General features: G+C 26.1%; 18 protein-coding genes and 1 tRNA gene. 13 read left to right on the top strand and 6 right to left on the bottom strand.

Annotated features, from left to right (window positions below; genetic code table 11):
• Window positions 1-31 precede the first annotated feature (31 nt).
• The 10 genes from ABVS04_RS02825 to ABVS04_RS02780 all read left to right on the top strand — a co-directional run bounded on the left by ABVS04_RS02825 (window position 32) and on the right by ABVS04_RS02780 (window position 11,590).
• Window positions 32-119, top strand: a tRNA-Ser gene (locus ABVS04_RS02825).
• 133 nt (window positions 120-252) lie between these two features.
• Window positions 253-1,002 carry a CHASE domain-containing protein gene (locus ABVS04_RS02820; RefSeq protein ID WP_368029148.1) on the top strand — a complete coding sequence of 250 codons (750 nt, stop codon included), beginning with the start codon at window positions 253-255 and terminating at the stop codon, window positions 1,000-1,002.
• A 19-nt stretch (window positions 1,003-1,021) separates the two neighbouring features.
• Window positions 1,022-3,031: a PAS domain S-box protein gene (locus ABVS04_RS02815; protein WP_368029147.1), complete on the top strand. Its 2,010-nt coding sequence runs from the start codon at window positions 1,022-1,024 to the stop codon at window positions 3,029-3,031.
• Between the two features lie 100 nt (window positions 3,032-3,131).
• Window positions 3,132-3,944: an ion transporter gene (locus ABVS04_RS02810; protein ID WP_368029146.1), complete on the top strand. Its 813-nt coding sequence runs from the start codon at window positions 3,132-3,134 to the stop codon at window positions 3,942-3,944.
• A gap of 351 nt (window positions 3,945-4,295) precedes the next feature.
• Window positions 4,296-4,751 carry a (2Fe-2S)-binding protein gene (locus ABVS04_RS02805; protein ID WP_368029145.1) on the top strand — a complete coding sequence of 152 codons (456 nt, stop codon included), beginning with the start codon at window positions 4,296-4,298 and terminating at the stop codon, window positions 4,749-4,751.
• A gap of 1 nt (window position 4,752) precedes the next feature.
• Window positions 4,753-6,888 (top strand): molybdopterin cofactor-binding domain-containing protein, encoded by a 2,136-nt coding sequence (locus tag ABVS04_RS02800; protein ID WP_368029144.1) that lies wholly within the window; start codon window positions 4,753-4,755, stop codon window positions 6,886-6,888.
• Window positions 6,889-6,892: 4 nt separating this feature from the next.
• Complete coding sequence (locus ABVS04_RS02795) at window positions 6,893-7,783, top strand: XdhC family protein (protein WP_368029143.1); 891 nt, start codon at window positions 6,893-6,895, stop codon at window positions 7,781-7,783.
• Entirely contained in the window at window positions 7,770-8,363 is a 594-nt protein-coding gene (locus ABVS04_RS02790) for a nucleotidyltransferase family protein (RefSeq protein ID WP_368029142.1), read from the top strand. Before ABVS04_RS02795 ends, ABVS04_RS02790 begins: the two co-directional genes overlap by 14 nt.
• A 74-nt stretch (window positions 8,364-8,437) precedes the next feature.
• The gene (locus tag ABVS04_RS02785) at window positions 8,438-9,739 is read left to right on the top strand and encodes a leucine-rich repeat-containing protein kinase family protein (RefSeq protein ID WP_368029141.1); all 1,302 of its coding nucleotides are present in this window, start codon (window positions 8,438-8,440) and stop codon (window positions 9,737-9,739) included.
• Window positions 9,740-9,838: 99 nt separating this feature from the next.
• Window positions 9,839-11,590, top strand: coding sequence for a transporter substrate-binding domain-containing protein (locus ABVS04_RS02780; protein ID WP_368029140.1), 1,752 nt, complete (start codon window positions 9,839-9,841; stop codon window positions 11,588-11,590).
• Between the two features lie 123 nt (window positions 11,591-11,713).
• Here the strand turns inward: ABVS04_RS02780 and trxA are convergent, their stop codons facing one another.
• The gene (gene trxA, locus ABVS04_RS02775; RefSeq protein WP_368029139.1) at window positions 11,714-12,034 is read right to left on the bottom strand and encodes a thioredoxin; all 321 of its coding nucleotides are present in this window, start codon (window positions 12,032-12,034) and stop codon (window positions 11,714-11,716) included.
• A gap of 1 nt (window position 12,035) precedes the next feature.
• Entirely contained in the window at window positions 12,036-12,632 is a 597-nt protein-coding gene (locus ABVS04_RS02770) for a peroxiredoxin (RefSeq protein WP_368029138.1), read from the bottom strand.
• 311 nt (window positions 12,633-12,943) lie between these two features.
• Between ABVS04_RS02770 and ABVS04_RS02765 the strand changes: the two genes are divergently transcribed.
• Window positions 12,944-14,890: a cache domain-containing protein gene (locus tag ABVS04_RS02765; RefSeq protein WP_368029137.1), complete on the top strand. Its 1,947-nt coding sequence runs from the start codon at window positions 12,944-12,946 to the stop codon at window positions 14,888-14,890.
• 97 nt (window positions 14,891-14,987) lie between these two features.
• A complete protein-coding gene (locus ABVS04_RS02760) occupies window positions 14,988-17,252 on the top strand; it encodes a cache domain-containing protein (protein ID WP_368029136.1) in 2,265 nt (754 codons plus the stop codon).
• Here the strand turns inward: ABVS04_RS02760 and ABVS04_RS02755 are convergent.
• Window positions 17,249-18,364, bottom strand: coding sequence for a DUF475 domain-containing protein (locus tag ABVS04_RS02755; RefSeq protein ID WP_368029135.1), 1,116 nt, complete (start codon window positions 18,362-18,364; stop codon window positions 17,249-17,251). The two genes, ABVS04_RS02760 and ABVS04_RS02755, sit on opposite strands and share 4 nt — an antisense overlap.
• 151 nt (window positions 18,365-18,515) lie before the next feature.
• Between ABVS04_RS02755 and ABVS04_RS02750 the strand changes: the two genes are divergently transcribed.
• Window positions 18,516-18,803 (top strand): hypothetical protein, encoded by a 288-nt coding sequence (locus ABVS04_RS02750; protein ID WP_368029134.1) that lies wholly within the window; start codon window positions 18,516-18,518, stop codon window positions 18,801-18,803.
• A gap of 53 nt (window positions 18,804-18,856) precedes the next feature.
• On the opposite strand, the gene ABVS04_RS02745 is transcribed toward ABVS04_RS02750, so the two are convergent.
• From ABVS04_RS02745 to ABVS04_RS02735, 3 genes are read right to left on the bottom strand one after another with little or no spacing between them, the layout of a single operon-like run.
• Window positions 18,857-19,825: a hypothetical protein gene (locus tag ABVS04_RS02745; protein WP_368029133.1), complete on the bottom strand. Its 969-nt coding sequence runs from the start codon at window positions 19,823-19,825 to the stop codon at window positions 18,857-18,859.
• Window positions 19,818-20,489: an ABC transporter ATP-binding protein gene (locus ABVS04_RS02740; RefSeq protein ID WP_368029132.1), complete on the bottom strand. Its 672-nt coding sequence runs from the start codon at window positions 20,487-20,489 to the stop codon at window positions 19,818-19,820. Before ABVS04_RS02740 ends, ABVS04_RS02745 begins: the two co-directional genes overlap by 8 nt.
• Window positions 20,486-21,664, bottom strand: a complete 1,179-nt coding sequence (locus ABVS04_RS02735) for an ABC transporter permease (RefSeq protein ID WP_368029131.1) — start codon at window positions 21,662-21,664, stop codon at window positions 20,486-20,488. The genes ABVS04_RS02740 and ABVS04_RS02735 overlap by 4 nt, the downstream gene beginning before the upstream one ends.
• Window positions 21,665-21,685 lie beyond the last annotated feature (21 nt).

Genomic DNA, 21,685 nt, shown 5'->3' with positions numbered 1-21,685 from the left:
GCGAGTTATAATACAACATACTTTTTTATACAGACAATTGGGAGAGCGGTTTAATCCACTATCTTGGAAGGATAGCGTAGGGAAACCTACCGTCGGTTCAAATCCGACATTGTCTGCCAACTTATAGGCTTTTTCTTTTTTACAAACTTATTTTAATTTTAATATTCTAATTGATAATTTATATAATTTACAAACAGATTTATTTTTAAAATTCTATATATTAAGTTATAATTGTAAATTTAAGGAGATTCAATGTCTAATATTTTGAAAGAAAAAAAACCAATAATAAGTTTTTTTATAACATTTATTGTGGTTTTTTCAACTTTAATTAGTTTTTATATGTTTTATGAAGAAAAAGAAAATAAAAGAAATTCTGATAAAGCAAATTTATTAATGTTAAATATTATCAATGAAATCCAATCAAAAATATCACAAGGAACAACAGTTGTTGATTCTCAAATACTTCTACTTAAACAAAATAATTATGACACAAAAGATTTTAATAATTGGGCAAAAGATCTTATGGAAGGTAAAGATTCTGTAGCATGTTTGCAGTTTGCAAAAGATGGTATTGTGTCAAATGTTTATCCTTATGAAGAAAATAAAAGTGCAATGGGACATGATCTTTTAAAAGATAAAAGAAGAGATGATGGTGCTCTTTTAGCTATTGAAAAAAAAGGTATAACTTTTGTGGGTCCAATCAAACTTATTCAAAATGGAAAATATGCATTAATCGCGAGAAAACCTATATTTAATAATAGTGGTGAAACTGAAAAGTTTTGGGGTTTTTCTACTGTAATTCTTTATGTAGATGGTATTATGAAATCACTTGAACAAAAAATTGTTGACAATGGTTTTGAATATCAGTTAGAAGGTTTTGATCCTGATATTGAACAACGGCCACTACTTTCTAAAAGTAAAAATTTTAAAGGGAAGGATACTTTAGAGTTTGATGTTGTTGTTCCAAATGGTAAGTGGATATTTACTTTAGAAAAAAAATAATATGTGAAATGGAACTAATATGATTTATGCTTTAATAACAATCATAGCTTTATTGTTTGCATGGTTTGCTTACAGATATGAAAAATTACTTGCTAAAAATAATGAAATTTTAGAAAATTATAATGATAAATTAGAGAATGAATTAAAAAAAAGAACAACTGATCTTCTTAAACAAAAAACTCTTTTAGAAGATAGTGAATTTAGATGGAAATTTGCTGTTGAAGGAAGTGGAGATGGACTTTGGGATTGGAATAAAAAAACTAATGAAGTATATTTCTCTAAAAGATGGAAAAATATGCTTGGTTTTGAAGAACATGAGATTCAAAATACCTTTGAAGAGTGGGAGAAAAGAGTTCACCCTGATGATTTAAAACAAGTATATATAGATATAAATAATCATTTAGAAGGAAGAACAGAGACCTATGAAAATGAGCATAGAGTACTTTGTAAAAATGGTAGCTATAAATGGATTCTTGATCGTGGTATTATTGTACAAAGAGATGGAGATGGAAAGGCAATTAGACTTATTGGAACTCATACAGATATAGATGATAGAAAAGAGTATCAAAAAAATATAGAAAAAACAAATATTAAATTTAGGTCAATTTATGATAGATCTTTAGATGCTATTGTTCTTTATGATGTTTTAAGTGGCAAATTTGATGATGTAAATCCTAAAGCTTGTGAATTATATGGTTATACAAAAAGTGAATTCTTAAATTTAGGAATAAAAAATATTGAAGTTTTACACGATGATGAGCTAATAAAAGAGACTCAAAATCGTATGCTTAAACAAGGTTGGGATAGATTTGAATCAAAGCATAAATTAAAAAATGGAACAATTATAGATGTAATGGTAAATGCCGTTTCTATAAAATTGTTTGATAAAGATTATATATATGTTTCATTTAGAGATATAACTCAGCAGAAAAGACTTGAACTTATTACATTGGAGCAAAAGAAAGAGTTTGAAACAATATTTAGAACAATAAAAGATGGTATTGCAATTATTGATTTAGATACAAATTTTATAAATTGTAATAAGGCTTTTAGTGATTTAATAGCTTATTCAAAAGATGAATTACTCACAAAAAAATGTTCAGATTTAATTGTGCTAGAAGATAGAGATAAACATAAAGCAGCAATTGAAGAAGCTATAAAAGTAGGTTTTGCTGAAAATATGGAGAAACGATGTATTAATAAAGATGGAAAACAAATAACTGTTCATACTAGTATTGCATTAATGCCAGATAAAGAGCATTTACTTTTATCCATAAGAGATATAGCTAATATTAAGCTTTTGGAAGAACAATCGAAAATGGCATCTATGGGAGAAATGATAGGTAATATCGCTCATCAATGGCGTCAGCCACTTTCTATAATCTCAACAAGTGCAAGTGGAATGAAAGTAAAATCTGATTTTGGTGTAGATCTTAGTAAAAAAGATATTTCAGATTTTTCTGATCTTATTATAAAACAAACAGAATATCTTTCAAATACTATTGATAACTTTAGAGATTTTTTAAAAGGAGATAAAAGACACTTTAAGACTAATATAAAAGATGTACTAGAATATACTTTTTCTTTAATTAGTGCAACTATTTCAAATAATTTTATTGTATTAATAGATGATATTGATGAAACTTTATATATTGATGGAAATAAAAATGAATTGAGTGAAGCTTTTATAAATATTATAAATAACTCAAAAGATGCACTTAAAGCAAATGTTAAAAATGAGAATGAAAGATTTATATTTATTCAAGCAAGAAAAATTGAAAATAATAAAGTTGAAATCACTTTTAAAGATAATGGTGGTGGAATACCAAATGAGATAATAAATAGAGTATTTGAGCCATATTTTACATCTAAACATAAATCTGTTGGAACAGGTCTTGGTCTTTCAATGGCAAATAAAATTATAAGTGAGCGACATGATGGATTAATTACCGTTTGTAATGAAGTGTATGAATATAAAGGTAAAGAGTACACAGGTGCTTGTTTTAAAGTTATTTTTGAGAAAAACTAAAACTAAAAATTTATCAGTTCAAGTGAAGAATTTAGTAATTATTTTCAAATAGCTTTATAAGGTTTTTTTTTGCTATTATTCTAAAATTTTTGGAGGCAAAATGAATACTAAAATAAAAATTTTTGTTGAGAGTAATTTATTCTCAAAATTTATTATATATCTTATTATTTTAAATGGTATTACAATGGGGTTGGAAACTTCTAAATCATTTATGGCTAATTATGGAGATTATGCTTTAATATTTAATCAAATAGTTATAACAATATTCACAATTGAAATTATACTTAGAATTTATGTACATAGAGTATCTTTTTTCAAAGATCCATGGAGTATATTTGATTTTCTTGTTGTGAGTATATCTTTGATTCCAACAAGTGCAGGATTTGAGATAGTGAGAGTTTTAAGAGTACTTCGATTATTTAGATTAATAACAGCAGTACCTCAAATGAGAAAAATAGTTTCAGCATTAATTAGTGTAATTCCAGGAATGTTGTCTGTAATTGCTTTAATGACTTTATTCTTTTATATATTTGCAATTATGGCAACTCAACTTTTTTCAGAAAAATTTCCTGAATGGTTTGGTACATTAGGTGAGTCTTTTTACACTTTATTTCAAATTATGACTTTAGAATCATGGTCTATGGGAATAGTGAGACCTATAATGGAAGTTTATCCTTATGCATGGGTGTTTTTTGTACCTTTTATTTTTATAGTAACTTTTGTAATGATAAATTTAGTTGTTGCAATCATTGTTGATGCAATGGCAATTTTAAATCAAAAAGAAGAAGAGCATATTTTAGAAGAAGTTCATTCACATGAATCTCATATGAATGATGAGATAAAAAAATTAAGAGCAGAAATAGGTGAGCTTAAATTTTTGATAGAAAAGAACTTTAAAAACAATATTAACTGATTTTATATGATTATTAAGGGGAAATTAACTTTCTGTTAACTATTGATTGTATTTCAGTTAATGCTGATCTATTATAATTACTTTATGTTTAAGAAGAAATGCGAATCTTCTTAAAAAGGTTTAAAGGCCGCGAACCTTTTAAACTCAAAAAATTTGTTCTCCTTAAGAAAAAGCTCCTTGAAAAAGGAGCTTTTTTTTTGTCTAGTAAAATTTATTATTTTTATATCCTAAATTTTATCGTGTAATATAAATTTGTAGTATTTACCATGTTATTTGTATTTTTGAATATTTGAATTATTTTAATTTATGGATAAAATAAATATCTAAAATTTTATATAAAAAGGAAAATAAATGTCAATAAAAATAACTGTTGATAAAAAAGTTTATTCAGTTGATGTAAATCCTGATACTCCACTTTTATGGGTATTAAGAGACACTTTAAATCTTACTGGAACAAAGTTTGGCTGTGGTGTTGCACAATGTGGAGCATGTACAGTATTAGTAAATGGAGTTGCTACGAGAGCTTGTGCAACACCTATTAATACATTAGATAATGCACAAATTACTACTATTGAAACAACAGAAGATAAAACTGTTCAAAAACTTCAAAAGTTTTGGGTTCAAGAAGATGTTGTTCAATGTGGTTACTGTCAATCAGGTCAAATTATGAATGCAGCAGGATTATTAAAATCTAATGCAAAACCAAGTGATAACGAAATTTTAGAAGCTATGAATGGAAATATTTGTAGATGTGGAACTTATAATAAAATCAAAACAGCAATTAAAGCTGCGATAGTGGAGGCTTAAGATGCAAAGAAGAGATTTTTTAAAAACAACTTCACTTGTAAGTTCAGCATTTGTTATTGGTTTTTATCTTCCAACTAAAACAAGAGCATCAGATGTAAAAGCAGAAGCAAAAGCTTTAGAACCAAATGCCTTTGTAGAAATCAAATCAGATAATACAATTAATTTTATTATGGGGCAAGTTGAAATGGGTCAAGGTACATATACAACTTTAGGTATGTGTATTGCAGAAGAGTTAAATGTAAACTGGGAAGAGATTAACTTCAAAGGTGCACAAGTGGCTCCTGTTTACAATCATTTTTATGGTCCTTTGATGATTACAGGTGGTTCAAGTTCAATTGTTGCAAAACAATTAGAAATGAGAAAAATAGGAGCTTCATTAAATCTTATGTTAATTGAAGCTGCTTCTAAAAAATGGAAAGTAAGAACTTATGATGTTGAAACAAAAAACTCAAAAGTTATAAATAAAAGAACAAAAGAAGAGCTTACTTTTGGGGATTTAGTTCCTTTATTAGCTTCAATAAAAGTTCCAAGTGATCCAAAAATAAAAGACTTAAAAGATTGTACAATTGTTGGAAAACCACATTCAAGACATCCAAAAGAAGCTTGGGCTAAAGTAACTGGAAAAGCAGATTTTGGATTAGATATTAGAGTTGATGGTTTAAAATATGCAGCAGTTTTACATCCTACTGTTTTTGGTGCTAAAGTTAAAAGTTTTGATGCAAGTAAAGTAGAGAAAAAAGCTGGAGTTGTAAAAGTAAAACAAATTTCATCAGGAATAGCTGTAATTGCAGATACTTGGTACATAGCAAAAGAGGCTTTAAATGATATTACAGTTGAATGGGATTTAGGGGAATTTGCAAAAATAAGCACAGCTGATATGGATAAACAATACGAAGAGGCAATGCAAAAAGAGGGTGCTTCTATGAGAAAAGATGGAGATTCTGCAAAAGCATTTAAAGAAGCTGCAAATGTAATCGAACTTGATTATGATTTCCCATTTTTAGCACACGCAGCAATGGAGCCATTAAGTTTTGCAGCATTACATAAAGATGGGAAAGCTACTTTATGGTCAAGTGCTCAATCTCAAACATTAACTTTTGGAGCAGCACTACAAGTTCTTGGAGTTGAAGCTTCAAATATCACTTATAATACTCCTTATTTAGGTGGAGCATTTGGAAGACGTGGAGCTATTAATTTAGACTTTATATTAGATGGGCTTTATGTAGCAAAAGATGAAGGTTATCCTATTCTTACACTTTGGACTAGAGAAGATGATATAAAACTTGGAAATTATAGACCAAAATATAAAAATAAAGTTAAATTAGCTTTAGATGAGCATGGAGATATTACAGCATTTGATGCAAAAGTTGTAAGTCAATCTATTTTTAAAGGTTCACCTTTTGAAGCTTTTGGTTTTAAAGATGGAGTTGATGGTGCCCAAAAAGAAGGGCTAGCAAGTCATCCTTATAGTATCAATAGTCATGATATGCAAGCACATGTTATGGAATCTCCAATTCCTGTACTTTGGTGGAGATCAGTTGGACATACACAATCAGCTCAAACAGTTGAATGTAGTATCGACCAAGCAGCACATATAGCAAAAAAAGATCCAATTGAATATAGAAAATCTATGTTAACAAATAAAAGATTTATAAACTTACTTGATGATGTGGCTTTAAAAGCAGATTGGAAAAATAGAAAAAAAGAAGAAAATGTAGGATACGGTGTTGCTATTGTTGAATCATTTGGAAGTGTTTGTGCTCAAATTGCAAAGGTAAGAGTTGGTAAAAATGATTTCAAAGTTGAAAAAGTTTGGTGTTCTATTGACTGTGGTTTTGCTTTTAACCCACAAAATGTTGAAAATCAAATGATTAGTTCTATTAACTTCGGAATTGCAACTTTATTAAGTAGTGAAATTACTATTAAAGATGGTGCAGCAGTTCAAAGTAACTTCTATGATTATACGGTTACAAGGATTTCAGATGCTCCTGATATTGAAGTAAGTGTTATAAATTCAGGTGAAAAAATAGGTGGTATTGGTGAGCCTGGAACTCCTCCTATTTTAGCAGCTGTTCCAAATGCAATCTTTGATGCAACAGGAAAGTTATACACTTCAATGCCTATAAAAATGGGATAAAAAAGTGTTTAGCAATAAAGAGTATATAAAATTTATAGAAAGTTCTAAAGAAAAAGGACTAGATATTGTAGGAGCAAGTGTTATTCAAACAGTTGGCTCTACATATGCAAAGCCTGGAAATATGATACTTGTAAATTCAATAGGGGAGTTTACAGGTGTTTTAGGTAGTAAATTTCTACATAACAAACTTTTAGATTTAGCAAAAGAAACTTTTAAAACTAAACAAAATCAATATTTTGAATCTATACCTGAAGATGAAAGTTCAGGTCATGGCTCAAGTAAATATTTTCTGCAAGGATTCTTTTTTGAAAATAATTATGGTGCATTAGGTACAGCTCTTGAAAATATTGGTAAAACGTTAATTAGGTCTATAAAAGATGATAAATTTGAAATCTTAAATGAAAGAAGCGAAACAAAACTAGAAGATGATAAATTTTATCAAGAAATACAAGCAGCATATTCTCTTTTGATTTTTGGTTCAGGTGCTCATGTTGCATCACTTATCTCTATGGCAAATCTAATGGCTTGGAAAACAACTGTAATTGATATACAAATAAAAGAAGAGTATGTATTTTTAGCAGATGAATTAATTGAACTAAAAAACTTAGAAGATATTTTAACAATGGATTTAAGCTCTTATAATGCCTCTGTTATTTTAAGTCATAGCCCAAAAACAGATGATACTTATTTGAAAGCTTTGATTAATTCAGATTTACAATATATTGGTCTTATGGGAAATAAAAAAAATATGAAAAGAAAAATTGAACAATTTAAACTAGAAAACGATAAAAGATTTTTTGCTCCAGTTGGTTTTGATATTGGTGGAAATACACATCAGTCTATTGCACTATCAATTTGTTCACAAATAGAAGCTAGAAAAAATGGAAAAATCTAATAATTTTGCTGTTTTAATATTAGCAGCAGGAACTTCATCTCGTTTAGGAGAACCTAAACAATTACTAAAAATAAAAGATGAAGCATTAATAAAAATTGCTATAAAAAAAGCTTTAAATCTAACGAATGATGTAAAAGTCGTATTGGGACATAAAAGCCACGAAATTATGCAAGAGATAAAAGATTTTGCCATATCAATAGCAGTAAATCCAAACTATGAACAAGGAATGGGATCTTCAATCTCTTTTGGAATGAAGGATTTTAGTGAATCAAAAAAAGTATTGATTATGTTATGTGATCAGCCATTGATTCCTTTATCTCATTATAATTTATTAATCAAAAAATCAATAGAAAATGAAAATTTAATTATATGTTCAAAATATCAAGATAGATTTGCAGTTCCTTCATTATTCCCTAAAATCTATCATAAAAATTTATTAGAATTAAAAGGTGATGAGGGTGCAAGAAAACTTTTAAAAAACAATCCAATAGCTTATATAACTTTAGATGATAAACTCTCTGTTGATATTGATACAAAAGAAGATTTTGAAAGTTTAGATCTTAGTTTAATTACTTTATAAATTATAAATAATTGCCAAGATGATTTATGTTATTATCTTTATTAATAAAGACAAAATATAGGAATATAAGATAGATGCAAACACTAAAAGAATTACAAGCTGGCAATTTAAAAAATTCAACTCATATCAAAATAGCATGTGGACTTGAGAACTTTCCTAAAGAATTATTTAGCTTAGAAAATAGTTTAGAAGTTTTGGATTTAACAGATAATAACTTATCTTCTTTACCTGATGATTTTCATAGATTTACAAAACTAAAAAGACTTTTCTTATCAAATAATCAATTTAATCATGTTCCAAAAGTATTAGCAAAATTTCCAAACTTATCAATGATTGGGATACGAAATAATCATATTAAAATATTTGAAGAAAATTCATTGCCTCTTAGTACAAGATGGCTAATCTTAACAGATAACAATCTGCAAACTCTTCCAAATTCTATAGGTGATTTAGCTCTTCTTCAAAAGTTTATGATTTCAGGAAATCAATTAACATCTTTACCTGATAGTATTAGTAAGTGTAGAAATTTAGAGCTTTTAAGAATTTCTGCAAATAAACTTAGCTCTTTTCCTAATATATTACTTTCATTACCAAAACTTTCATGGCTTGCATATAGTGGAAATCCTTTTTGTAAAAAGCATCCAAACTTAAATACTAAATTACAAATAATTCCATGGAATGAATTGGAAATTAAAGAACTATTAGGGGAAGGAGCTTCTGGAAATATCTATAAAGCAATATATGAAAATAAAGAAGTTGCCATAAAAGTATTTAAAGGTGAGATGACATCAGATGGTCTACCCCAAGAAGAGATGGATATAAATATTTCTATGGGTGTACATGAAAATCTTATTGATGTTTTAGCACAAGTATCAAATCATCCCCAAAATAAAGATGTATTGATGTTAGAATTAATTTCCTCAGCATTTAAAAATTTAGGTTTACCTCCTACTTTTGAAACTTGTTCAAGGGATATTTATGCAAAAGATTTCAAACTATCAACAAAATCAGCTTTAAAAATTTTAAAAGGAATGGCCAAGGCAGCTGTTCATATGCATGAACAAAATATAATGCATGGGGATTTTTATGCTCATAATATTATGATAGATGAAGATTTTAATAGTATTTTGGGAGATTTTGGCGGAGCTTCATATTATGAGCCAAAGGACTTATCAACACATAATGCACTTGAGCAATTAGAAGTAAGAGCTTTTGGCTGTTTAATTGAAGAATTGTTAGACTTGTCAAAATATGACCGTGAAGATAAAAATATAAGAGAAATTCTTCTTAGCCTACAAATATCGTGTTTTGATGAAATACCAAATAAACGTCCTTTCTTTAATGAAATTGCAAAAAAATTAAATAAGATTTTATAAACTATTACTATGATTATTTAGCTTTTTATTAATAACCTTTTTATACATTAATTGTTACAATTTTGTAACATATATTTAAACGATAGAAAAAGGATTATATTGAAATTATTAATTTTATTAATAATTAGTCTTAATATATTTGCACAAGAAATTCCAAATAACAATAGATTAACAGCAGAAGAAATAACTTATCTTAATTCTAAAAAAGAACTAAAACTTTGCATTGGTCCTGATTCTATGCCTTTTGAAGATTTTGGAAAAAATGGTGAGCACATTGGTTTAACTTCAGATTATTATAAAATATTTTCTGAAAATTTAAATATTCCTATTAATCTTGTGTATGCAAGAACATGGAAAGAATCACTCGATTTTGCAAAAGATAGAAGTTGCGACATAATCTCAGCTATGCAAACAGAAGAAAGAAAACAATTTTTAAATTTCACAAGTCCTTATTTAAAAACACCTCTTGTAATTGCAACTAAAAATAAGGCCAATTTTATTTCTGATTTTAAAGATTTAAAAAATGAAAAAATTGGTGTACCAAAAAATTATGCTTACGTAGAAGAATTGAAAAAAATCTACCCTAATATAAATTATGTAGAAGTATCAACAATAAAAGAGGGTTTAAAAAAAGTTATAAATGGTGAATTATATGGGCAAGTCGGAACTCTTGCTTGTATTGGATACTTTTTTACTACAGATTTTGCAGGTTCTTTGAAAATTGCAGGAAAAACTGATAAAGTAAATTTAGAACTTGGAATAGGAGTTAGAAATGATGAACCTATTCTTTTTAAACTATTACAAAATGAAGTGGAAAATATTGATGAGTCTTTTCATTATAAAGTATTGAATAACTGGATAAATATTAAATATACTCATTCCATAGATTATTCTTTAGTTTATAAAATTTTATTTTTGATATTTATTATTGCAATTTTTATTATATACAAACAATTACTTTTAAAAAAATATAATGAAAAATTGGAAAAAGAAGTTGAAGAAAAAACAAAGTTATTGATTGATTCAAATAATAAATTGAAAAAAAGTGAACAAATATTAAAAGTTTATAATCAGAAATTAGAATTAAAAATCAAAGAAGAAGTTGAAAAAAATATAAAAATACAAAAGAAACTTTTTATTACAGAAAAAATTTCTTCGATGATTGAGATGGTAAATAATATTTCTCATCAATGGAGACAACCACTTTCTTTGATATCAACAGCAGCAACTGGAATGTTATTAAAAAAAGAGTGTGGTATTTTAGAAGATAAAGAGTTTGAAGAAAACTGTCATCTTATAAATAATAAAGCTCAATATCTTTCTAAAATAATTGATAATTTTAGAAATTTTGTTCAAAATGATAGAAATAAAAAAATATTTTATGTAGAAGATGCAATTAATGATTTTATGGATTTAATGTATGATTTAATTTATAAAGAGCAAATTAATATAATATTAGATTTAGAAAAAGATATAAAAATCAATGGATATGAAAATGATTTAATTCAATGTTTTATTAATATCTTTAATAATGCAAGAGTAGCATTAAGTGAAAAAAACATAGAAAGAAAACTGATAATAATATCAAGTTCACTTATTGAAGATAAAGTAATAATAAAAATAAAAGATAACGCCCAAGGTATTCCCCTCGAACTTTTAGATAAGTTATTTGAGCCATATGTTACAACTAAACATCAAGCTCAAGGAACAGGATTAAGTCTTTATTTAACATATAACTTGATAGTTAGTGAAATGCAGGGAAATATTGAAGTGTCAAATACAACTTTTATATATGAAAATGAAAAATATCAAGGAGCAGAATTTACTATTTCTTTACCTGCTTTAAAATAAGAAGAATATTTAGAAATTTTACTTTTATGAAGCTAAAAATAGAGGGAAAAATTAGATTTGTTTATAATATTAAGTTCATATCCTAAAATTTAGGATGTGAACTTTTTTTAATAGTTTATTTAATTATATTAAAGAGTTTAATTTATCTGTAATAGTTTGTTTATTAGCAGAGCTTCCAATCATTTGACCTACAATTTCTCCATCTTTTAAGAAAAGAAGTGTTGGTACTGATCTAACACCATATTTAACAGTTAAATCTTGTTGATCATCTGAATTTACTTTACAAATTTTTGCTTTTCCATCAAAGTCTATTGCTAATTGATCAATTACAGGCGATAACATTCTACAAGGTCCGCACCATGTGGCCCAAAAGTCTAATAATACTACACCACTTTTTATTACATCATCAATATTTTCTGTTGTTACTTCTATATATTTACTCATTTTATAATTTTCCTTCATTTTTACCTAAGTACTCAGCAACACCAGCAGTAGAGGCTTTCATTCCTTCGTCACCTTTTACCCAACCAGCTGGACAAACTTCTCCATGCTCATTTGTAAAAATCATAGTATCTACCATTCTAATCATTTCATCAATGTTTCTTCCAAGTGGTAAATCATTAATTACTGCATGTCTTACTGTTCCATCTGCATCAATTAAGAAAGATCCTCTTAATGCTACTGATTCTCCAAATAATACATCATAATCTCTTGAAATTGATTTTGAAAGGTCTGCAACTAGTGGGAATTTAACTCTTCCAATTCCACCATTTTCTACAGGAGTTTCTCTCCATGCAAAGTGTGAGAATTGAGAATCTACTGAACAACCAATTACAGATACACCTCTTGATGTAAAATCTTCAATTCTTTTAGAGAATGCAATAATTTCAGAAGGACATACAAAAGTAAAATCTAATGGGTAGAAAAATAATACCGCACCTTTTTCACCAATGTTTTCATATAAGTTAAAATTTTCTACAATTTGACCATCTGCAAGTACAGCTTTAGCTGTAAAATCTGGAGCTTTTTTTGTTACTAACATATTTAAATCCTTTTATATTTTTTATTAATTATTTGTTTTGTGATGAAAGTATAATGTAACTTTTATTAAAGATTACTTAATAAAATATATCAAAGGATAATTTTTATCATTTATGGAAAAGGATATTAAAATAATTTAGAAATGCAAATGGAATACTTTTAATCAATAAATAACAGCTATAGTTTAATAGTATAGTAGTTATAATTTCTTATATTTAAAATATTAATAATAAAAATATGGAGTTTATTCAAGTGTTATTTTTACAAAACAATTGAAAACAATTAAATACTAATTATATTTAGGATATTTAAATGAAAAATAAAAAATATAAATCAAAAAGGTTTTTACTACCAATTCTTTCTTTAGTTCTTGTATCGATTGTTTTGATAGCTTCGATAAGTTCTTATATAACAATTAAAATATTTAAGTCTCATATGGAAGAACAAATTGAAAAAACAAAAATAAGTTATACCCAAGATCAAAAAAATAGAGTACATAAAGAAGTTGATTTTGTAAAAGAATCAATTCAATTTCAAATAGCAGAAGCAGAAAACATACTAAAAGCTACGTTAAAAGATAAGATAAATATTGCTTTAAATGTAGCAAATTCAATCTATGATATTTATAAAGATACTCTCAATAAAGAAGAAATAAAAGAAAAAATAGCAAAAGCACTTTCACTAATTAAATTTGATGATGGTTTAGGTTACTATTTCATGTATGATAATGAAACTAAAGTAATGTTTGGGCATCCCTTAACTGAATTTGTTGGAAGAGATGTGACAAATTTTGAGACTCATAATGGGCAAAATATAGTAAATGAATTTTCTTCCGAATTAGAAAAAAATAAGATTGCTTATAGCAAAATCTTTTTTGCTAAACCAAATGATAAAAATAAAGAATTTCCTAAAATTAATTGTATAGCAAAATTTGAAGCACTTAATTTAGTATTTGGTATCGGAGAATATCTTGATGTAGTTGAAGAAAAAAGTAAAAAATATGTAATTAATAGATTTTCACAAACAAAATACTATGAAAAAGATAAATACATAGCAATCCTTGATGTACATAATTTAGAAGGCGGAGATGATTTTGCTACAGTATTATTAAACTCAAATAAACCTGAACTAGTAGGAAAAAAAACTTCTGATAAAGATTTGGATATTAAAGGAAATAGATATAAAAAAGATTATCTCACTTTAATAAAAAATAAAGGAGAAGGATTTACTGAGTATTGGTACAAAAAACCATCTACAAATTTACCTGAACTAAAAATATCATATATTTATTTTCAAAAAGATTGGAGTTGGATAATCTTAAGTGGATTTTATTATGATGATTTAGAAAATCAAATTTCTGCTATGAAAGAATCAATTTCATCATATACGAATAATATAATAAAAGAAACACTTTTTTGGGTTGGCTTATTGTCTTTTCTTTCTATTTTAGTGGCAATATTTGTATCTTTGAAAATTGATAAAACAATTAAAGAATATACAAATGCAATTATTGTTTATGAAGATAATAAAAGAAAACAAGAACATATGCTAACGCAACAAAGTAAAATTGTTGCAATGGGTGAAATGATATTGAATATTGCTCACCAATGGAGACAACCATTATCTACAATTTCAACAGCGGCTACAGGAACAAAATTACAAAAAGAAATGAACTGTTTATCCGATGAACAATTAAACACAGCATTAACAAGCATAAATGATTCAGCTCAATACTTATCTAAAATAATTGATGATTTTGCAGAGTTCTTTAATTCAAGTAATAACAGAATGAATGAATATAATATTAATGATATTTTAGACAAAACAATAGAAATAATAAATGCACAGTTAATAAATAAGAATATTGAACTAGTTAAAAATATAGAAGAATTTAGAATACTAACAATAGAAAATGAACTTATTCAAGTTTTAGTTAATATTTTAAATAATGCAGCAGATGCTTTAGAATTAAGTGGAAAAAGAACAAAATTGATTTTTATCGATGCTTATCAAAAAAATAATCATATATATATAAAAATAAAAGATAATGCAGGTGGAATTCCTGAAAATATAATAGATAGAGTTTTTGAGCCATACTTCACAACAAAACATCAGGCTCAAGGCACAGGAATCGGTTTGTATATGAGTGAAGAAATTATAAGAAATCATCTAAATGGAACACTTATCGTAGAAAACGAAACTTATCAATATAATGGTACTGAATATAATGGTGCAAAATTTATTATTAAAATAAATTAAAAATTGTAAGTGAAAAGATATACATAAGTATTTCTGGATTTTGATTTCATATTTTATTATGTTAGAATATAAGTAAAGTTTAAGGAAAAGGAGTAATATGAAAACCATATCAAATGAAAAGCTTATATTAAAGATAATTAAATATGCTCCTTTAATATTTATTTTAATAGCTTCAATTTTAACTACTACATATATTTCTTTAAATTATATTAATACTTTAAAAATAGAAAAAGAAAAAATAGAAGATGAATATATAAAATTCAATAAAGAATTAATTGAAAATAATATAAATAGTATCTATAACTACATAAATAAACAAAATGCTAGATCTAATGAATATTTAAAAATAAAACTTAAACATGAAATAAATAATGCTCATGATATTATGTTTTCTATCTATGAAAGATTTAAAAATGAAAAATCAAAAGAAGAAATAATTGAAATAATGAAAGCATCTTTAGAGCATCTTAGATTTAATGATGGAAGAGGATATTTCTCCATTCATACAATGGAAGGTATAAATATTTTTCATCCAATATATAAAGAATTTGAAGGGACTTCTGTATTAAATAGAAGGGACATCAATGGCGATTATCCTGTAAAAGAGGCTATTGCTATTGCAAAAGCAAAAACAGAAGGTTTTTTCTCTTGGTATTATTATAAATTAAAAGATAAATCAAAAGAATTAAAAAAACTTGGTATTGTAAAAGAGTTTGAACCATATAATTTTATTATTACCACCGCAGAATTTGAAGAAGATTTTGAAAATCAAGTAAAAATGGAAACTATAGCATATATAAAAGATATTGGAGATAGTGAAAAAGGATATGTTTTTATAATAGATAAAAATGCAGATTTTTTATTAACAAGAACTAAATATTTTAATGTTAAGGATATAGATAAAGAAAATATATTTTTTAAATCATATTGGAAGCTTAAAAATTCTAATGATAAAGATATATATTCACAATATGAATATATAACAAATTCAGAAAAAATTTCATATCTTAAAAAAGTAGAGATCTATGATTGGGTAATAGGAACAGGTTTTAACTTAGATAAGTTAATTTTAAAAATAAAAGAAAAACAAAAAGAATTAGAGAAAGAATATGATGAACATATGTATGTTACATTGATAATTGCTACTTCAATGACTATTTTATTTTTAATTGCATCACTGTTAATTTCAAAATTATTAGAAAAGAAATTTTTAATACATAAAAAAGATTTAGAAAAACAAATAAGTGAAAATAAAAAGCAAAAAGAGACTTTAATAAGAGCGCAAGAAGTGGCTCATATTGGTGATTGGAAATTAGATTTACAAACAAATAAAGCTTATTGGTCAGATGAGATTATTCGCATATTAGGCCTTGATAGAAAAGATAAAAATATGATTGGAATTGAACTTCTAAAAAATAAAATGTTTCCTGAAGATATAGCCCATTTAGAAGAGTCAATAAGTAACTGTATAAATAAAGGAATAGATCATCAATTGATTTATAGAATAAAAAGAACAGATACAGATATTAGATGGATAGATTGTAGAGGAAAGTTAGAAGAAGATAAATTATTTATGATTGGAACAATACAAGATATAACTGATAATAAAAATCTTGAAATAGAAAAGAAACAAAAAGATGAGTTGTTGTATCAACAAAGTAAAATGGCAGCAATGGGTGAAATGATAGGAAATATAGCACATCAGTGGAGACAGCCATTGTCTACCATCTCAACAGCATCAACAGGAACAAAATTACAAAAAGAGATGAATTGCTTATCTGATGAAGATTTGTACTCAGCTTTAACTTCAATAAATAACTCAGCACAATATCTATCTAAAACAATTGATGATTTTAGGGATTTCTTTAATCCAAGTAATAATAAAGTTAGTGAATTTGATATCTCAGATGCTATTTCTAAAACTTTAAATTTAGTAAAAGCACAATTTGTTGCAAAAGATATAGAGATTATTAAAAACATAGAAGAGTATAAAATAAACTCAATAGAAAATGAATTGATTCAAGTATTAGTTAATCTTTTAAATAATGCAAGAGATGCATTAGATATAACAGAAAATCAAAGAAGATTAATTTTTATAAATACATATTCAAAAGATAATACTTTGTATTTAGAAGTACAAGACAATGCAAAGGGAATACCAGAAGATATAATAGATAGAATATTTGAACCATACTTTACAACAAAACATCAATCTCAAGGTACAGGGATTGGTTTATATATGAGTAAAGAGATTATAGAAAAACATCTAAATGGAAAACTATTTGTATCAAATAAAGAGTATACCTTTGATGGATACTCTTATTTGGGTGCTTGTTTTACAATTGAGATTTTAAAAAATTAGATTTTATACTTGTCTAATTTATTTTCTCTTACTGAGTGAATAAATGCAATTGCAATAGGAATAATTGCAAGAGCTATTATTAAACCATGTGGTAAATGCATAAATATTTGAATAATCATACTTATAGCTAACAATCCTACAGACCACATTGCTCCATGCTCTAAATATTTATATTCAGAAACTGTTCCTCTATCAACCATTAAAATAGTAAGATTTCTAACAGCAAATGCCCCAGCTCCTAAACCTAACATAATAATAATGATGTTTTGACTAACTGCAAAAGCTCCTAAAACTCCATCAAATGAGAAAGACATATCAATAAGTTCTAAATAAACAAATGATGCAAAGCCACCTTTTGCAAGTTTTGAATTAACAACATTTTCAATTTTTTCTCTTTCAATTTCCATACTATTTGACTCGTGTTTACTACCATCATCTTCTAAAATACCTCTTAGAAATTCAATACTAAGAAATAGTAAAATACCATAAACCATAGGTAGAATTATTTCACCTTTATCAATTTTTTTTATTTCATCTGCAACTAAAATTTCAGATGGGGTATAAAATCCAATTATTGATATTGTTAATATTGCAATTAATATTTTTAAATCACCAACACTTGACCATCTAGAAGCATATTTTTCAACTATTGCAATCCAATGAACATCTTTATTTTCATTAAATAAAAATGATAAAAATATCATTAATAAAAATATTCCACCAAAGGCCATAACTATATGATGTGAAGCAGTAATGATTTTTTCATATTCAGCTGGGTTATTTATAGCAAGGGTAAATGACTCTAGCAAACTTAAATCTGTTGTTGCAAAAACTATTAAAATAGGGAAGACTAGTCTTACTCCAAACACGGCAATTAACATACCCCATGTAAGAAATCTTTTTCTCCAAATAGGCGGCATATTAGCAAGAATCAGTGCATTTATAACCGCATTATCAAAAGATAAACTTAATTCTAAAATTGTAAGAGTGGTTCCTTGAATTACTCCTAAAATTCCCATATAAAATAATTCAATAATAACAGATACACCAAAAAATAAAAAGAAAGTATTAAAATAACTTAATGTTGATTTTTGTTTGATTACTTCAGTCATGATTTATCCTAAATTTATTCAAATAAATTCGAATATTATCGATATTAAACTAAATTAGTGATTATCACAATTTCTATACAATTATTTTGCTATTATTCTATATTGTTTTATCAAAACAAGAATTATTTATATTGAAAAAGGATTATAATCCATGAAAAAAACTTTATTAGGAACAGCAATATTATTAGCACTATTAACAGGTTGTTCAGAAGAAGAAAAAGCTCCTGAGCAAACTCAAGCAGTAAGCGAAGATGTTAAAAAAGATGATGCTATGCCTGTTATGGTAATGCCATCTAATGAAGAAATTGAAAAAGAAGATGCAATGCCTGTACTTTTAAATCCATCTGATGAAGAGCTTGAAAAAGATGAATTAGCACCAGATGAGGGTGAAGAAGAACTTCCTATTCAAGATGAAGAACCAGTAGAGCAAAGTAAATAATTCTAAATTCGTATTTAGAGATTCTGTACTAATTAAAACTAATACAGAATCTTTTATAAAAAAACTCCATTTATCAAATAAAATCTAATTACATAAAAACTGCAAATAAATACAAAGATAGTATTGAAAATCAAAGAATACTTATAAGTATAATTCAATTCTTCATTAATAAAAACTTTTAAAATATAAGAGGCAACTCCAAAAAAAGTACCTAAAAAAAGTGTTGACCAAATAAAATATCCTATAAAGTGATACTCTTTTTGTAACATGCAAAAAGGACATTGGTGCGTTGGAAGCTCATATACATAAGTTGAAAAGAAGTAAGTAACCGCATAATATCCAATATATAAAAAAAGGAAATTTACAATGAGATTTAATAAAGCTTGCTTTTGAATATTTACAAAAACAATAAGTAAATATAAAAGATAAAATATGATTAAAAGCATAGAAATACTCAAATCAAAAGGTATTTTAGTTCCCACATTGTTTACTCCAAATATAGTAGAACAACACATAACAGGCTCAGTTGTAGGAATTCCATTTAAAAAAAGAAAATCTAAAAGAGTTTCAACGGTACAAAGTGTAAAAATAAAAGTGTAAAACAAATATTTCTTTTTTGTAAAAGGATATGTTTTTGCTTTTAAATCCAAAGTATTGATTATTAACCAAACTCCAATAAAAAATAGTATTAGAATTTTAAGTGCTAAATTTATCTGTCCAAATTCATTTGCTCCTACAATACCAGCAGCACACATAGCACCTGGAACTATATTTGATAAATTATCTAAACTATATGCAAAGTAGGGGAAAAGAAATATTTTTACTATTAAAGTAAAACTTATAATTAAAATAACTAAATAAGAGGTTTTTTCAAGTTTGTATTGTTTGGTAGTAGTTTTTTCATAATCCCAGTTTTTAATAATAGAAATAGAAAAATAAAATGCAATAAAAAGTAAAATAAATAAAACTATTTGTATGAAAAGATATATTACAATTTCATTTGAAAGAAGTATACTACTCACAAATCATTCCATTTTTTATATTAATTATTTCATCCACAAAATCAAGGTTTTCAAATATTGGATCATGAGTTGCTACAATTATTGTTTTATTTAGTTTTTTAAACTCTCTTAGACTTTCTATAAATTTCATTGAATTATCATAGTCTAAATTAGCCGTAGGCTCATCACAAAGAATAATATCAGGATTATTAACTAATGCTCTAGCAATTGCACACCTTTGTTTCTCACCACCAGAGAGGTTATATACAAGCTCATTTTCTTTATGTTCAATATTTGCAAGTTTAAGTGCTGTTTTACTCATATCATCTATTTGTTTTTGAGAATATCCAAGGGGAATAAGAGGAATAGAAATATTGTCTTTTACACTTAATTCACTGAATAAATTATATGATTGAAATATAAAGCCTAGTTTTTTAGCTCTAAAATTAGAAGCGTGTAAGTCAGGAAGTTTAGCAATGCTCTCATCATCAATTCTTATATCACCACTTGTGGGTTTTAACAAAGTTCCAATAATTGATAAAAGAGTTGATTTTCCACTTCCACTAACTCCTTTTAGTATTACACATGATGAAGTTTTTATCTCTATATTTATATCTTTTAAAGCATGAAACTCTTTTTTTGTATTTTCATTGAATATCTTATTTAATTTTGTGATTTTTATCATTTCATACTCTCAGTTGAATCTATAATGGCTACTTTCCAAACAGGAATTAAAATAGCTGATAAGAATGGAATTATAAAAAATAAAAATAGAGTGATTAAAGTACTAATTTCCACATTTGCATTAAAAATAAATTCATTCTGCATATTTGAAGAGCCAATAAATATATTTCTTAAAATAGGTGCATTTAAGATAAAAACAAAAATATATGCAAGAATGGATCCAATAATAAAAGCCATAAATGCAACTATGAAATTTTCCATGATTTTTAATTTGATAATATCTTTAATACTCCAACCAACAGCTTTTAAAATCCCAATTTCTTTTTTATCATTGGAGCTAATCATAGAGTATCTTTGATATAAGATTAATGTAAACGTTACAGTAACAATTATAAATAAAATTAAGAAAATCCCACCTTTATAGTTGAACATATTTTCATACTCCTTTTTAAGATTTTCTTTTTGTAAGATTCTAATATTTGAGTGTTTTAAAATTAATTGTTCTTTTACATTCTGTCTTTCAAGATTATTTGGAACATTAAATACTATATCTGTGGCTTCATTTTCTTTTATATTTAAAATTTCTTTTGCGAGATTTATATCCATAATTATTAAATCATTTGCTACAAGATTAGCTTCTTTAGGCAACTCGTTAAATATTTTTATCTCTTTTAATTCATTATTTGAAAGTTTAAAATCATAAGAATCAAAATAATGGTATTTATCAAATATTTTTTTAATTCCATTTCCTATTATCATAGAATCTTTTTGTAAAAAATCAGAGATATTAAGTTGAATCAATAACTCTTTTATATTTTTATTAATGGATTCTTCAAATAAATCAACTCCAACAATAGTAAAATAAACATTCTCAGGCATAAAATAGTATTGACCATAAACCCTTTGTTGAACATTCTTTACCCCATTTATTTCTCTAAAATCATCGATCCAAGAAGTAGGAGAATATAGAGTCTTTCCACTATTTATTTTTTGAATTACAAAATCACTTTGATTTTCTAAAGTTAAAAAAATCTCTTTTTTTAGTGTAGAAGAAATAAAAAGTATTGATGAACTTAGAAAAACTATTAAAATTGAAATTAAAAAAATTGCTGTGTGTTTACTTTTATGTTTTGTAAGTAATAAAAATAAAAAGTTTAAAAATACACTATTTTTCATATACAAAATCCAAATAATTAA

This window comes from Arcobacter sp. s6 (genome assembly GCF_040884245.1).
Taxonomy (GTDB): domain Bacteria; phylum Campylobacterota; class Campylobacteria; order Campylobacterales; family Arcobacteraceae; genus Aliarcobacter.
The sequence above is the reverse complement of the archived record's forward strand: the minus strand, read 5'-3'. Positions and strand labels throughout refer to the sequence as shown.